At 42.7% G+C, this 14,196-nt stretch carries 16 protein-coding genes and 1 pseudogene; 6 read left to right on the top strand and 11 right to left on the bottom strand.

Annotation, left to right across the window (positions count from 1 at the left end; genetic code table 11):
- Nucleotides 1-4: 4 nt before the first annotated feature.
- From MHFGQ_RS03440 to MHFGQ_RS03425, 4 genes are all read right to left on the bottom strand, one after another.
- Complete coding sequence (locus MHFGQ_RS03440; protein ID WP_343105524.1) at nt 5-637, bottom strand: accessory gene regulator ArgB-like protein; 633 nt, start codon at nt 635-637, stop codon at nt 5-7.
- A gap of 27 nt (nt 638-664) precedes the next feature.
- Nucleotides 665-1,396 carry a LytR/AlgR family response regulator transcription factor gene (locus MHFGQ_RS03435; RefSeq protein ID WP_106005228.1) on the bottom strand — a complete coding sequence of 244 codons (732 nt, stop codon included), beginning with the start codon at nt 1,394-1,396 and terminating at the stop codon, nt 665-667.
- A gap of 699 nt (nt 1,397-2,095) precedes the next feature.
- Complete coding sequence (locus MHFGQ_RS03430) at nt 2,096-2,383, bottom strand: hypothetical protein (RefSeq protein ID WP_170066411.1); 288 nt, start codon at nt 2,381-2,383, stop codon at nt 2,096-2,098.
- 1,311 nt (nt 2,384-3,694) lie between these two features.
- Nucleotides 3,695-4,378, bottom strand: a complete 684-nt coding sequence (locus MHFGQ_RS03425) for a hypothetical protein (protein ID WP_146127180.1) — start codon at nt 4,376-4,378, stop codon at nt 3,695-3,697.
- Nucleotides 4,379-4,704: 326 nt separating this feature from the next.
- Between MHFGQ_RS03425 and MHFGQ_RS03420 the strand changes: the two genes are divergently transcribed.
- The 4 genes and pseudogenes from MHFGQ_RS03420 to MHFGQ_RS03410 all read left to right on the top strand — a co-directional run bounded on the left by MHFGQ_RS03420 (nt 4,705) and on the right by MHFGQ_RS03410 (nt 8,133).
- On the top strand, nt 4,705-5,952 hold the full coding sequence (locus MHFGQ_RS03420) for an IS4 family transposase (RefSeq protein ID WP_343105523.1): 1,248 nt from the start codon (nt 4,705-4,707) through the stop codon (nt 5,950-5,952).
- Between the two features lie 473 nt (nt 5,953-6,425).
- A pseudogene (locus MHFGQ_RS13925) lies at nt 6,426-6,537 on the top strand (IS3 family transposase); the annotation flags it as partial.
- Between the two features lie 768 nt (nt 6,538-7,305).
- Nucleotides 7,306-7,410 carry a YvrJ family protein gene (locus MHFGQ_RS13920; protein ID WP_106005605.1) on the top strand — a complete coding sequence of 35 codons (105 nt, stop codon included), beginning with the start codon at nt 7,306-7,308 and terminating at the stop codon, nt 7,408-7,410.
- Nucleotides 7,411-7,497: 87 nt separating this feature from the next.
- The gene (locus tag MHFGQ_RS03410) at nt 7,498-8,133 is read left to right on the top strand and encodes a hypothetical protein (RefSeq protein ID WP_106005602.1); all 636 of its coding nucleotides are present in this window, start codon (nt 7,498-7,500) and stop codon (nt 8,131-8,133) included.
- Nucleotides 8,134-8,309: 176 nt separating this feature from the next.
- Here the strand turns inward: MHFGQ_RS03410 and MHFGQ_RS03405 are convergent, their stop codons facing one another.
- The 7 genes from MHFGQ_RS03405 to MHFGQ_RS03375 form a co-directional block, all read right to left on the bottom strand.
- Entirely contained in the window at nt 8,310-9,023 is a 714-nt protein-coding gene (locus MHFGQ_RS03405; protein WP_170066295.1) for a hypothetical protein, read from the bottom strand.
- A 31-nt stretch (nt 9,024-9,054) separates the two neighbouring features.
- Nucleotides 9,055-9,621: a hypothetical protein gene (locus MHFGQ_RS03400; protein ID WP_106005603.1), complete on the bottom strand. Its 567-nt coding sequence runs from the start codon at nt 9,619-9,621 to the stop codon at nt 9,055-9,057.
- Nucleotides 9,622-9,907: 286 nt separating this feature from the next.
- Nucleotides 9,908-10,033, bottom strand: a complete 126-nt coding sequence (locus MHFGQ_RS03395) for a cyclic lactone autoinducer peptide (RefSeq protein WP_106005604.1) — start codon at nt 10,031-10,033, stop codon at nt 9,908-9,910.
- Nucleotides 10,034-10,038: 5 nt separating this feature from the next.
- The gene (locus tag MHFGQ_RS03390; RefSeq protein WP_343105522.1) at nt 10,039-10,671 is read right to left on the bottom strand and encodes an accessory gene regulator ArgB-like protein; all 633 of its coding nucleotides are present in this window, start codon (nt 10,669-10,671) and stop codon (nt 10,039-10,041) included.
- 27 nt (nt 10,672-10,698) lie between these two features.
- Complete coding sequence (locus MHFGQ_RS03385; protein ID WP_106005228.1) at nt 10,699-11,430, bottom strand: LytR/AlgR family response regulator transcription factor; 732 nt, start codon at nt 11,428-11,430, stop codon at nt 10,699-10,701.
- Between the two features lie 10 nt (nt 11,431-11,440).
- Nucleotides 11,441-12,283, bottom strand: a complete 843-nt coding sequence (locus MHFGQ_RS03380; protein WP_106004391.1) for a sensor histidine kinase — start codon at nt 12,281-12,283, stop codon at nt 11,441-11,443.
- Nucleotides 12,284-12,748 (bottom strand): hypothetical protein, encoded by a 465-nt coding sequence (locus tag MHFGQ_RS03375; protein WP_106004392.1) that lies wholly within the window; start codon nt 12,746-12,748, stop codon nt 12,284-12,286.
- A 546-nt stretch (nt 12,749-13,294) separates the two neighbouring features.
- On the opposite strand from MHFGQ_RS03375, the gene MHFGQ_RS13915 reads away from it, so the two are divergent.
- Both MHFGQ_RS13915 and MHFGQ_RS03370 read left to right on the top strand, forming a co-directional pair.
- Entirely contained in the window at nt 13,295-13,450 is a 156-nt protein-coding gene (locus MHFGQ_RS13915; RefSeq protein ID WP_146127119.1) for a YvrJ family protein, read from the top strand.
- An 87-nt stretch (nt 13,451-13,537) separates the two neighbouring features.
- On the top strand, nt 13,538-14,173 hold the full coding sequence (locus MHFGQ_RS03370) for a hypothetical protein (protein ID WP_106004393.1): 636 nt from the start codon (nt 13,538-13,540) through the stop codon (nt 14,171-14,173).
- Nucleotides 14,174-14,196: the final 23 nt, after the last annotated feature.

The raw sequence follows: 14,196 nt of genomic DNA, 5'->3' as shown, positions 1-14,196 counted from the left end.
CGGATCACCTCCCCCCTTTAGTAATAGAGCTGGTAACTTTTATTAACAACATGTCGTAATGGTGCATCAACTTATAACCTGCCGGCAGTAGCGTGAATAGCTGCAGCAATAACCCTAAGGAAGCCGCGAAAATTAAATCGCTCGTAAGAGGCAGTATGTTTACCAACATAAAATAGGTAAACAGAATTCCTAAAGCCCATTTCTGCATGCGTACCCTTTCTTCCGGTTTTTTAACCGGTCTGGAGGGATTATCTACGGGAACCCGGGATAGGGTTAACAGGATGGCCAGGCCGAGGACAATATAAAATAGTGTCAATGTCCAGTTGCTCAATCCTCCGATAAAACTGGCAAGGATCCCAATCCCTGTAAAAGCAACAATGCTTCCAAATAAACAACGAGCGAAGCCCGTACAATGGGCGCCCCCGGCCGGGAGGCGGAAAAGGGCTGAAGCCGTGAAGGCTGCCAGGGTTTGGGGCAAAACGCCCAGTACAGAGGGAATGGCTAAAAAACAAAATGTTTTAACTACAATTCCCAGGATTATTTCCAGTCCATAAGTAATAACAGGTATCCGGGAGGGATCAAGGCCGCCGTTAAAGGCCAAAGACTTTGCCAGGCGCAGCGATAGGTTATGAAGCATTCAATCAGTCCTTTGCTGGAATAAATTCTAAGCAAGATTAAGATGCTTTTTGACCAATTCAATATTGTTCCTGCTAATGAGGGCATCCTTTTTGTATCCGGCAAACCTGACCACAAAGGAGTTATCGGCAAAAGGGCTGATCCTTTCCACCATATTTAAATTTATCAGGTATGATTTATGAACCCTCTGAAAGCAGTCATTTCCCTCCAGTTGCTGCTCCAGTTCTCCAATGGTTTGACTCGTGGTAAAGTCCCTTTTGACAGTATGAACTATTGTTGTGTTCTTGCCGCTCTTTTCGATAAACACTATTTCGTTGAGGTCGATAAGGATCATTTCTCCCCTGCTTTTTAAAGCCAGTTTGTTTAACTTTTGACTTCTTTTATTAACTTGCCTGAGGGCCAACTTTTCTTCAATTCTAGCCAGGGCCTTCCTTACGCGGAAGGCGTCAAAGGGTTTGAGAAGATAATCGACGCTGTTTATTTCAAAGGCATTGGCGGCATACCCAGAATGAGCCGTAAAAAAGACGATTAAAGTCAGGGGAACGGTTGTCATAATTTCCCTGGCTACTTCAAGACCATTCGGCCCGGGCATTTGGATATCTAAAAAGGCAATGTCCGGCCGCAGATGGGAGGCTAAATCCAGGGCTGCCAGGCCATCAGCGGCTTCGCCTACTACCTTTACTTTTTGCGTTTCTCGGAGTAATCCGCAAAAATAAGTTCTTTCCGCCACGTTATCATCGGCAATTATAGCTGTTAGCATATAATTCACCCGGCTTCTCTTTCCTCCCGAATTAGGGCAAAATGCGGTTTTAGAAGGATATAATGCGGTATTCGGCGGATGAAATGCATGGCTTTGTATCCCACCCTTTCGGATCGGTTTTCCCTATACTGTATTTAATGTCATTATTCGCCATAAACCTAAATTTTCCTGTCATAGATAGGCATTCCGCAGCTAGTTCTATATCGCCAGGAAGGTAATAAAAAACCGCCTGGCAACAACGCGCCGGGCGGTAGCAATAAAGAACGTGTTTTAACTAACATTTAACTTATGCTTGAAATGCTTTTCCGGAGCAGCCATCAGGCTATCAGAACATATACCCTCCTCCAGGCTGCTATGCAGGATACTACCCTAACCCCGGGTTAGGGGGAGTTCACTACAGGGAGTTTTTACATCGAGAAAAACCAACAATAAGGATTATAAAGGCTGTAAATAAGATTAAGCTATTAAAAATTTGAATCCCTGATATCACCATACCAATATTAGTATAAGACATGCCTACCCCTCTAAGAAATAAATTTAATGGGATAAAGTGTATAGTTATCTTAATAAGGTAATAAAATACAACCAGAGCAAAAAACCATATTCCATAACAAAAAATCAAGTCCTTTTTAATCTGTGCATAGCAAACATACATTCCTGTAATGGCTATAATAGAGATTATAATATATACTAATAATGTCATGATTTATCGCCTCTATTGTTTTTATAGCACCAGAAACTCAGAACAAGCATTATATAGGCAATAATAATTAAAATATAGCCTGAGTAACGAAAAGCATTTATAATAAATAAAGTGGTTTTCAGTGAAAGCTTAGTTGAATATAGGAGACTTGGAGCTAAAATAAATATTTGCGAAACGGCAAGTAAAATAAAAAACCTTGTGGCATAACGATAAAGGTTATTGTATTTATATTTATGGCAGATTAAAATCCCTATAAACACAAGTGGCATGCTAAAAATATCCACTAAATTCACCTCTTATATCTTAAATTTTTACATTAGTTCTTGGAAATTTCCAAGCGTTGACACTCTAAGCCTTCGTGCAGCTATAGAACGAATGAGTAAGTTCATAGATGAAGCTGAGGTCCTTTGTTAACTGCTCTTAAAAAGTGGTTAGAGGTAACCCCTTCTTCCAGGTTGAATAGTAGAACAGCTTGCTTCATTGGACTTCTCGCTCATCATTTTTGCCCATCGTCTATCTCTAATTATCCATCCTCATCATGATTCGCTCTTCCGATTACATGTTCCTTCCAGTTTGGTAATAGATCTAATATGTTTTCTTTAAAAAATTAGGGGGATAAATACCCCCTCCTTCATAAGTTAATTTTTTAAGCTAAACATTAAAAGTCTATCCGTATGCGATACCAATCACTATATTTATTAGTAGAAAGCTCATAAGAGTTAAATACACCATTTATAACAGTATAACCTTGAGTTATTAAATAAGCTCGATAGTAATGACCTGCTTTAAGTTCAACCTGAAAAACATTTAGCCGGGAATAATTTTCTGTAAAAGTTTGACCAGCCCGGCAGCAACGCACCGGGCGGCAGCAATAAAGAATATGTTTTACCTGGCATTTTTACTTATGCCTGAAATGCTTTTCCCCTTTTTCTGTATAAAAGGTATCACCCTATCTTCACACGTTGCCGGTTTTCTTCTGGCAAAAGCCGCATTTTATCTGCCGAAACCTACATTATATCCCACGGAAGAATCGAATTGGGAATAATGGTGGTATAATGGAATTAAGAAAGTAATGATGAAAATCATGATAGAACAGTAAGCTTCCGTAGAGATTTTGGCTTCGATAGAACAATATAACTAAACTTAATATGCTTTTAAAAGCATTACCTCAATCTTAGCCGAATAAAAATACCTCCTTATAATGGAGAGACCACATAAAGTCCCTCCGCTAAATTTTCACGAAATCGCACTTTAGTACAAAATTTTCCCTTTACAAGGCGCTGTTCGTCAGCTAGACGCACAGCGCCCTCTATTTTTTCCCGATTCATAAGTTGTTCAGTCGGTTTACTGCTTTTAAGTGTGAGGGGTTATTTCTCCTTAATCCTGTTCGTAACCTCTTTAGATATTCTGTCCAATTTTATGGTTATTTCTTCTTGCATTTTCTTCAATCTAAGCAATAAAACAATAATCGTCGTTAATAAGATCCCAAAAACAATTATAATCACTATAGGAATTAGCAAAAGGAAGGAGTTGTAGAAACCGGCATACCATGGTGCCTCTGGAGGCATTAGCATATAGACACCCGTTAGGTTAAACTAATAATATATCCATTCTTCAGCCCAATTGAGAGACGGATCAAAGTATCCATAAGCGTTTATTTTTACTGTTTGGCTTGCCCCCATATTTGTTGACCAAATACCCCTACCAGTAACACCAACTGCGTAAGGGCCAACATCGGTTAACACATCTGTTCCAAGCGGATTCACCTGATTACCATAAATAGCAGACCCAATATCCCATTTTTCCTTGAGAATGGGATTGTTGCCATTAGGATCATAAATGAAATGTAACTCGTATCTTCCAACTTCTACTCCCAAAAGAAACCACTTATGCATTGCTATAGCATGTACGTAATCGCCTTCCCATGTATAATAGGCCGGGATTTGAGTTCCACCGGAAGTTATCTGATAGTCTAATGTAATGGCACTTCCGTCTCCGAAATCAATGGTTTTGGTTTGGCCAGCGTATACTCGTACACCATTAACTTTTTCTGCAACTTTCTTAGGGTCAAAAATTGAGAATTTGGAAAGTGCTTTAATGGCAGCTTGATCGCCTTTATTAGCCTTTTCTAACATGTCTTTAACATTATTTTTTGTTATTACAGCAACTTCACTTTGCTGCGCGAACGCAACAGTAGTTAAAGTTCTCTTCGTATGCTTATCTATTAGGCTCCTTAGGGCTTCTCTGATTAATTCCTTGTGTTTTCTCTTCTCCTCCAAAAAGACCAATTCCCTTGGCAAGCTTCCTGAACGTTTTTATGGTTATCATATAATGCACAATCAGAACTACTTCATCGATCCATTGTCCCCCTCCTTTTGCTTTTTTACCATTTTTGCTGTTAGTTCATCCACTTTCTGCCTTCACCGGGGTTACATTTTATATAATTCTTCACTAGCGTTGCATAAAGAAAAAATAAACTTGTCAAGGGAAATAACGCCCAAAAAACAGCCAAATTCCTGAAATAACCTAGCCTTGCAAGAAAAAACTCCTTATACTAGAGATTGAGGGTAGTCCTTGCCCCAACCTCTAACATAAGGAGGCCCAAATGCAAGGTAAGGATACCACATTATCCACATTTCATCAACTGTTTGCTCCAGTTTCTAACGACTATTTTTGGCAGTTAACCGCCGGTATGGGGGTCGATAAGTACGCTAAGAAGCTAAATTCCCTTCAACTCATTAAACTAATAGCCTTCGCTCAGCTGGAACAACTTAATGGCTTGCGGGATATCAGCAATAGCTTCAATGACCCGCAATTTAGCCGGGTTATCAATTTAGAGAGTATCAGTTTCTCCCAGATAGCGCGCCGTTTAAGGGATTTATCGCCGCAATTCATCCGGCTATTATTCAGCCATCTCACCACCCGGATAGGCCGGGAAATCGGCTTTGAAAACTTAAGAAATACCGCAGGACGTATTTACCTCATCGATTCCACTATCATTAGTCTCTGTTTTACCCAGTACCTCTGGGCCGAGTTTCGCAGGACTAAAAGCGGGATAAAACTCCACCTGCGCTTAAAGTTCTGTGAAGAAGAGGTTCTACCTGATAAAGCAATTGTCACCCCGGCCCGGAAGGCAGATAAAACCCAGATGGATACCCTCGTAGTAGAGGAAGAAGAAGCCTTAAACGTCTTTGACCGCGGCTATGTCGATTACAAGAAGTTTGACAGATACTGTGAAGAAGGCGTCCGCTTTGCCAGCCGCTTAAAGGGTAATGCTCTGGTAGAAATAATCGCCGAGTTGCCGGTAAACCCTGACAGCAAGGTTAAAAAGGAACAGCTTGTTTACCTTGGCAAAGATGGAGTTACCAAAATGAAGCACCCTTTACGGCTGATAACAACCGAAGATACCCAAGGGCAACCGGTAATTATAGTCACCAATGATTTCGAGTTACCGGCGGAAGAATTAAGCGAGATTTATCGTAAGCGCTGGCAGATAGAACTCTTCTTCAAATGGATGAAACAACACCTGCAGGTGAAACATTTTTATGGTAAAAGCGAACAGGCTGTAGAAAACCAGCTCTTCATAGCGCTAATAACCTACTGCCTGATGGTTATGCTGCAATTAAAGGCCGGCTATCAAGGACCATTTCTCACTATTAAACGTTTAATCCGCACCTGTCTATATGAGCCCTTTACCTTCTTCGTCCAAAGCCTGCACCGTAAACCCAAACGAAGGTCTTATGGGCGGCACAAGATAGACTATGAAGGCATCTATCAGGATTTAGTAAAGCAAGTTTTAGCTGGCGAAGCTGATTATTTAAACGACGTAACTTATGACCCCTTAGTTCTTTAAGCAACTTTATATGGCAATATGTGGATAAGGACTACCCCTGATAACCTAAGTCCTTTGGCCAGTGAAGGAAGAAAATGCATGGTTGTATACACCATTAATGTTATTATATAACATATTCTGCCTTCCATATATTGCCTTGCACTGTGCTAAAAATTTTTATGCAACGCTAGTGATAATTCTTCTAAATTAATCCAACGGTATCTCCCCCTCCCTATTCTTGCTACCTCTATTTTACCACCACTTTTCCTAATCGGATCCATTTGTGGGATATAATGAGGAAATATTGGGATAAAATGCGGTTTTGCAAGACGAAATTTCTCGTGGAGCTTCTGGCTGGTACCAGGCCAGCCAACTGGTCGGTCGGACGCCTATAATGGACCCATAGGTTAAGACACAAAAAGTAAAAATTAAGCTATAATGGTAACATGGAAAAGTGAATAAAATTATAACTTTATGCAAACATCGTGTTGGAAATGCTCCGTGGGGAGAAGACAGTAGCCGAGATCGCTGCTCAATACGAAGTCCACCCCGCCCAACTACACCGATGGAAGGCTGAGGCCATAGAGAACCTCCCTTCCCTTTTCACCCGCGGCGCCAGCGAACTGGAAAAGATGAGAAAGCAGTATGAAGCCGAGAAGGAGGAACTGATCAAGCAAATAGGCCAGTTGACCATAGAGGTCAATTGGTTGAAAAAAATCTGCCGAACTCAACGAGCGCCGTCAAAAGACGTGAAATGGTGGAGCGTCATCACCCCGAAATCTCAGTAAAGAGGCAGGCGGAACTTTTAGACCAACCGCACCTGCATATACTACAAAGGGATATAGGCTATGTAGTCAATAAAAAGCGCGTTCTGACCGGTTTTCCCTATACTGTTTTTTATGTCATTATTCGCCATAAACCTAAATTTCCCTGTCATAGATAGGGATTCCGCAGCTAGTTCATATCGCCAGGAAGGTAATAAAAAACCGCCTGGCAACAACGCGCCGGGCGGTAGAAAAAAAGCTAAAAGGGATATGGTTAGACCTATCCCTTAGGATTTACCATCTCAATATGAATTTTTCTACTGTTAGAGTTCACATGAACCCAATATATCCCCTCAAGTTGCTGTCAAAAGTATAAGTGGGATATCCATAGTCATTTGTTCGTGATAGGTATCCTAGAATAACGATGCCTGGTTCTGATCATCTCTTTGTTTCAACCGGAAACCGAGCATGTTTGTCATATCAAACCATAAAAATTAGCTACAGGAGTTCATATAATCGTTAAGATACAAATAAAATGTCTGCAGTATTTTTTCCTTTGTATTCCTCTCGTTTTCTTAATCAATCTACCCTGTAGCCTTTCCAAAATAATATCAGAAGGATATATTTACTGGTCCGCGTCGAGAAAAAACTCGATGATCTCACGGCGGCCATCCAGGCCCTGGTGCAAACCTTAAACAGGGCGGGACCGGAGTGAGGTCCTTATCGCGAATCGTGATTGAAAACCGCCTTGATCTTCGAACATTTGTTTTATATAATGGAGACCAGGTAGGAGGTGGCATTATTGGCAATCAACTGGATTAAAGAGGGCTTGTGGCAGAGGCTCAACTGCTTGGTGCCGGTCTACGGCACGGGTGACGACTGCGGCAACTACACTGAGGTCTGGCTGGACGATGGGACAAAAATTTTAGACCGCCGCCGGACGAAGACGGTTCTAAAGTCCCTGGCAGCGCACCTCGGTGTTTCCTGGCGTCAGGAGCAGACCGCCTGGTCCCAGGGCAGAAGTCATGCTTTTCCCGTCGTCCTGGGACCGGAAATGGTCCTGGTACCTTTGCGCCTGCGCCGCCCCCGCAGCCGGGATGAAGGCGGGACGGGCTATGTGGTCGGGGGTAAGGTAAGGGGTTTTGAGGCATACCGGGAAGGGTGTTACCGTACACGCTTGTTCCTTGCTGGCAACCAGGTCCTGCCCTGCCTCCTCAAGATGGATACCCTGGCCCTGCGCCTGGCCGAAGGGGAACAGGCCCTCCTGCGCCGCCGGGAGCTTGCGGAAAGACTCACCGCCGCCGGTACCATCTGCCGGGAAAGGGACGGTTACTGCCTGGTGATCGAGCCCGGTGGCAAAACCGTCCCTGCCCGGCTCATCGACCGCGGTGGCGATATTATAATCCTGCGTCGGGAAGTTAGTTCGAGCTCCCTGTGATTCCAGGGGCTGTTTTCTGTTTATTTTTCCTTGTTCTTGCTATCCAGACTTTAAACGGCTGCTAGAAAATCCTGCCGCATCTCTGGTGTTCCTGAAAGTGGAGGTTTGGTCATCCTTACTTATCTTTGTCTCAGATCCTTATATGTTAAGCCAGTTATCCCTTATCGACCTTGTATCTAAAAAAGACTATTAAATATTTCTTCCTTCTCTTGCAGGTATTTCAAAACCTCTTCTTTTGATGAGGTTATTAAGTTGGTGTCAACAATTTTTAATTCAGCATTTTTTACCAACTCGTATTTATATTGCGTCCAATCTTTTTGCTCAAATATAATTTGAGTTTTTAGGGCCCCTATAGTCAAATTCTTTTTTACTAATCTGGGCAATAAATCATTCCAATAACGTTCCTCACCAAGTACTTGAACAATTTTTTTTAATTCAGGAGATGAATCCTCCATTTTCCGTACAGATTGTATATATTCTGTTACCTCTTGATCGCTTTTCAATAAACCTTTTTTTATTGCTTCGCTATATATAGCGGTATCTGCCAATACTTGGGCTAAAGCTCTGGTTTCAGGTGGATATTTAGCAAATAATTTACTTGCGTTTTCTGCTATCTTCTTACCTTGAGGCCCCAATTTATTAGCGTCTTGCTGCAATAAAGTGTTACTATATTGAGCACTTGCATAACAAGATAAATATTCTCCGGATGTAATAGGGATATTATTTACGTACGCTACTACTTTGTCTGCTTTTTCTACGTCCTTATCAGCTAAAGCCATATCTTCAGCCCTTTTTATTTTAGCATCTTCTTCTGCATGTATTGTAGTCATAATAGAAAATGTTGATATTAAAACTAATGCCAACAAAGCAATCCACTTTCCAAGTTTCATAGTTAGAACCCCCCATATATTTTATATTATATTACCATAAATTAAAATTGTTATAGTCCTGACAGCCGCCCAGTAAACCAGCGTCGTCAAAAGCCTGAAAGCCATAAAATACACTTGCATCTATTACAGAACCTTCAATCGGTAAAAAGAAATCTTTATAAACTTCACCACCATAATATAGATAATCCCAACGAGGTTTTAAAACATCACGTGGTTCCCATTCATACATTGCTATGGTACCCATGGTAACTCCATTAGATTTTATATAAGTGGAAGTATCCGCATAAATATCAAAAGGAAAACTTAATCCCGCTACAACAAAACCATCACTTATATGATAGTATATTCTATTATCAAACCGATCATATTGGGTCCATTCTTCACGTGCCCCGTTAGTTATTGTAACCGTGTATGGTACTTTGTCGCTATTTATAATAATTGTGGTTTTTTGATCTTCACTTGTTTTATATGCTGCAAATGCTAAATTACTAAAAAGCATCATTATAAGAATAATAACCAAAAATATGGGTAGCCCTTTTTTTAAACAATTTTTCATAAAAATCCCTCCTGATTTTTTCTTTAAAAAGTCCATTTTCATTATTTACCCCAAACAAAGACTTACTTTCGATTAACTACCATATATATCACTTGTCTGTTTTGCACTTATGCATCAGTCTATGTAACATACTCCATGAAATTACCCCTCCTTTTCATTTCTTGCTTCCATTTTATCACCATTATACCCAATCCGATCTTTTTCTGGGATACAATGCGGTTTTTGGTGGATATAATGCGGTTTTTGCCAGACGAAATCAGGGGTGCCGGTAAATGTATTTGACTAATTTTAAAGGGACTCAGGTTTTATTCCTGGCCCCTTTAGTAATTTACTTCAAAAATTCTCTAGGAGCTTCCGGTTGGTACCAGGCCAGCCAGCTGGTCGGCCGGACACCCAACAGGGCGACAAATACCGCTAAGTTAGCCACCAGGGCAAATAAAAAGCGCCTCTTCATCCGGATCACCTCCCCCCTTTAGTAATAAAGCTGGTAACTTTTACTAACAACATGTCGTAATGGTGCATCAACTTATAACCTGCCGGCAGTAGCGTGAATAGCTGCAGCAATAACCCTAAGGAAGCCGCGAAAATCAAGTCGTTCGTAAGTGGCAAGACGTTTACCATCAAAACGTACGAAAACAAAACTCCTAAAGCCCATTTCTGCATATGTGACCTTTCTTCCGGTTTTTTAACCGGTCTGGAGGGATTATCTACGGGAACCTGGGATAGAGTTAACAGGATGGCCAGGCCGAGGACAATATAAAATAGTGTCAATGTCCAATCGCCCAACCCCCCGATAAACCTGGCAAGGATCCCAATTGCTGTAAAAGCAACAATGCTTCCAAATAAACAACGAGCGAAGCCCGTACAATGGGCGCCCCCGGCCGGGAGGCGGAAAAGGGCTGAAGCCGTGAAGGCTGCCAGGGTTTGGGGCAAAACGCCCAGTACAGAGGGAATGGCTAAAAAACAAAATGTTTTAACTACAATTCCCAGGATTATTTCCAGTCCATAAGTAATAACAGGTATCCGGGAGGGATCAAGGCCGCCGTTAAAGGCCAAAGACTTTGCCAGGCGCAGCGATAGGTTATGAAGCATTCAATCAGTCCTTTGCTGGAATAAATTCTAAGCAAGATTAAGATGCTTTTTGACCAATTCAATATTGTTCCTGCTAATGAGGGCATCCTTTTTGTATCCGGCAAACCTGACCACAAAGGAGTTATCGGCAAAAGGGCTGATCCTTTCCACCATATTTAAATTTATCAGGTATGATTTATGAACCCTCTGAAAGCAGTCATTTCCCTCCAGTTGCTGCTCCAGTTCTCCAATGGTTTGACTCGTGGTAAAGTCCCTTTTGACAGTATGAACTATTGTTGTGTTCTTGCCGCTCTTTTCGATAAACACTATTTCGTTGAGGTCGATAAGGATCATTTCTCCCCTGCTTTTTAAAGCCAGTTTGTTTAACTTTTGACTTCTTTTATTAACTTGCCTGAGGGCCAACTTTTCTTCAATTCTAGCCAGGGCCTTCCTTACGCGGAAGGCGTCAAAGGGTTTGAGAAGATAATCGACGCTGTTTATTTCAAAGGCATTGGCGGCATACCCAGAATGAGCCGTAAAAAAGACGATTAAAGTCAGGGGAACGGTTGTCATAATTTCCCTGGCTACTTCAAGACCATTCGGCCCGGGCATTTGGATATCTAAAAAGGCAATGTCCGGCCGCAGATGGGAGGCTAAATCCAGGGCTGCCAGGCCATCAGCGGCTTCGCCTACTACCTTTACTTTTTGCGTTTCTCGGAGTAATCCGCAAAAATAAGTTCTTTCCGCCACGTTATCATCGGCAATTATAGCTGTTAGCATATAATTCACCTCATCCTTGCTGAATTGTTGCAGGAAACTTAATTCGGAAAGTAACCGGATCAGCCTCGACTTCAATTGTCCCCCCGTGATTCTCGACCACTTCCTTTACCGTAGCCAGGCCCAGACCCCGGTCGGGCCCTTTGGTAGAGACGCCCGGCTGGAAGATAACATCTTTAATTGCGGAGTCTAAGGGAGGGCCGGAATTGCTGACGGTAAATAGATAATACAGGTTGGCCCTGGATATTTCCAATTCTATCTGGCGTTGCCCGGGCGGTAAGGTCTCTACCGCCTCCATGGCGTTTTCCAGGAGGTTCCCCAGTATGGTAACAAGAGCATACGGCTTTACAGCCAAATCCTTTAAATCCGTACTTACGTCAATATACATAGTTATTTCCTTGGCTATAGCCTGATTGAGTTTATTTTGTAAGAAGGCGGCAATCACGGGTTGCTCCAACCATATCAGGTGGCTGGTATTGCCAGCAATTTGCACTAAATGCGAGGCGTACTCCCGGGCCAGGACTTCTTTTCCCAAGGAAAGCAGGGCATAGACAGTATCAAGATGGTTAATGATATCGTGCCTTTGGGCGCGTACGGTGCGCAGGAGGCTCTGAACGCTGTCCAGCTCCGTTTCTTTTTGCTCCAGGAGTTGCTGTTGCCGCCTTAGTTCCAATATTTTTTTAATCAATAAGAGAATCATAAGATAAAATGACAGGCTAACAAGGTTCGCTCCTATGACTATCGGTTTATAGAAGGCATATTGGGAAAGCTGCAGGTTCTGGACAGCAATGTTTATTAGAAAGGACTGACCTAGCAAGGCCGCGATTAACCAGTAACTATGATTTGCGGTAGCCATTCACAAATCTCCTTTAAAACAGCGGTTAGCCCTATATAGTGAATATGTTATTAATGATAGAATTATCAATTCCGGTACGGCCATAAGCAGGCGCAGTTTGGGATCAGGCCATGCCTCGCTAAACCGGTTTAAGCCCAACAAATGACTTTCCACAGGCAGTAAAATTATTTCAATAGCGCCAAGGGTGGCCAGGGTTGCCAGCGATGCTACCAAACTTTGATTGAAATCCAAATTGAATATTAGCCAAAATATTAGAGTTAAAACGGCAACCCCTATCAAGGCATGAACGCCATAAGGAAAAGGCAATCTCCTGATAAAATAGGAAATTATGGAGGAAAGGGCCGCCCCAATTAGTAGTCTGTAAATGCTGGGACAACGTTTAAATAGGCCTGAGCCAAAAAGCAATAACAGGATACTTTCCGGGAATGACTGTAAGGCCAAATTTATTAATGGCATCTTATCCATTTTTTACCTCCTAAAATATTCTTGGACCGGCTTCTCTTTCCTCCCGAAATAGGGCAAAATGCGGTTTTAGAAGGATATAATGCGGTATTCAGGAGATGAAATACATGACATAATCTCCACGCCTTTCGGTTCTGTTTCCCTTATACTGTTTTTTATGTCATTATTCGCCATAAGTCTATATTTTCCTTTTATAGAATGACATCCCATCACTATTTTTCTACCGCCAGAAAGCGCAATAAAAAACGGCCCGGCAACGACGCGCCGGGGGGCAGAAAAAAAGGATAAAAGAGATATGGATATACCTATCCCTTAGTATTTTACAAATCCAATATTTCCCATTAATTTGCTGGCGAAAGTATAAGTGGGATATCCATAGGCATCTGTTCATAGTAGGAATCCATAAATAACAGCGTCTGTTTCTAATCATCTTTTGTTCTAATCGGAAACAAAGCATGTTTTTAATATTAAACCGTAAAAAATTATCCATAGGAGTTTTTTATAACCGTTAAGGTACAATTTAATTGTCTGTAGTGTTTTTCCCTTTGTATTTCTCTCGTTTTCTTAGTCAATCTATCCTATAGCCTTTCCAAAATAATTATCAGATGGATATATTTACTGGTACGCGTCGAGAAAAAACTCGATGATCTCACGGCGGCCATCCAGGCCCTGGTGCAAACCTTAAACAGGGCGGGACCGGAGTGAAGCTCTTATCGCGAATCGTGATTGAAAACCGCCTTGATCTTCGAACATTTGTTTTATATAATGGAGACCAGGTAGGAGGTGGCATTCTTGATAATATCCTGGTTAAAGGAAGGCCTGTGGGAAAAAGTAATTTGCCTCGTACCCATCTACGGCACGGGTGACGACTGCGGCAACTACACTGAGGTCTGGCTGGACGATGGGACAAAAATTTTAGACCGCCGCCGGACGAAGACGGTTCTAAAGTCCCTGGCAGCGCACCTCGGTGTTTCCTGGCGTCAGGAGCAGACCGCCTGGTCCCAGGGCAGAAGTCATGCTTTTCCCGTCGTCCTGGGACCGGAAATGGTCCTGGTACCTTTGCGCCTGCGCCGCCCCCGCAGCCGGGATGAAGGCGGGACGGGCTATGTGGTCGGGGGTAAGGTGAGGGGTTTTGAGGCATACCGGGAAGGGTGTTACCGTACACGCTTGTTCCTTGCCGGCAACCAGGTCCTGCCCTGCCTCCTCAAGATGGATACCCTTGCCCTGCGCCTGGCCGAAGGGGAACAGGCCCTCCTGCGCCGCCGGGAGCTTGCGGAAAGACTCACCGCCGCCGGTACCATCTGCCGGGAAAGGGACGGTTACTGCCTGGTGATCGAGCCCGGCGGCGGCACCATCTCTGCCCGACTCGTTGACCGCGGGGGTGATATTATAATCCTGCGCCGAGAAAATAAAGCAAGCCCCCTGTGACGGCAGGGGACGGCTTTTTATGT

This window comes from Moorella humiferrea, assembly GCF_039233145.1.
GTDB classification, from domain to species: Bacteria; Bacillota; DSM-521; order Neomoorellales; family Neomoorellaceae; genus Neomoorella; species Neomoorella humiferrea.
This window is presented reverse-complemented; position numbering and strand designations above follow the sequence as displayed.

Bases quoted from the DNA above. Each gene is read 5' to 3' on its own strand.
- MHFGQ_RS03440 (WP_343105524.1), bottom strand. From the start codon at position 637: ATGCTTCATAACCTATCGCTGCGCCTGGCAAAGTCTTTGGCCTTTAAC.
- MHFGQ_RS03435 (WP_106005228.1), bottom strand. From the start codon at position 1,396: ATGCTAACAGCTATAATTGCCGATGATAACGTGGCGGAAAGAACTTAT.
- MHFGQ_RS03420 (WP_343105523.1), top strand. From the start codon at position 4,705: ATGCAAGGTAAGGATACCACATTATCCACATTTCATCAACTGTTTGCT.
- MHFGQ_RS03405 (WP_170066295.1), bottom strand. From the start codon at position 9,023: ATGAAACTTGGAAAGTGGATTGCTTTGTTGGCATTAGTTTTAATATCA.
- MHFGQ_RS03400 (WP_106005603.1), bottom strand. From the start codon at position 9,621: ATGAAAATGGACTTTTTAAAGAAAAAATCAGGAGGGATTTTTATGAAA.
- MHFGQ_RS03395 (WP_106005604.1), bottom strand. From the start codon at position 10,033: ATGAAGAGGCGCTTTTTATTTGCCCTGGTGGCTAACTTAGCGGTATTT.
- MHFGQ_RS03390 (WP_343105522.1), bottom strand. From the start codon at position 10,671: ATGCTTCATAACCTATCGCTGCGCCTGGCAAAGTCTTTGGCCTTTAAC.
- MHFGQ_RS03385 (WP_106005228.1), bottom strand. From the start codon at position 11,430: ATGCTAACAGCTATAATTGCCGATGATAACGTGGCGGAAAGAACTTAT.
- MHFGQ_RS03380 (WP_106004391.1), bottom strand. From the start codon at position 12,283: ATGGCTACCGCAAATCATAGTTACTGGTTAATCGCGGCCTTGCTAGGT.
- MHFGQ_RS03375 (WP_106004392.1), bottom strand. From the start codon at position 12,748: ATGGATAAGATGCCATTAATAAATTTGGCCTTACAGTCATTCCCGGAA.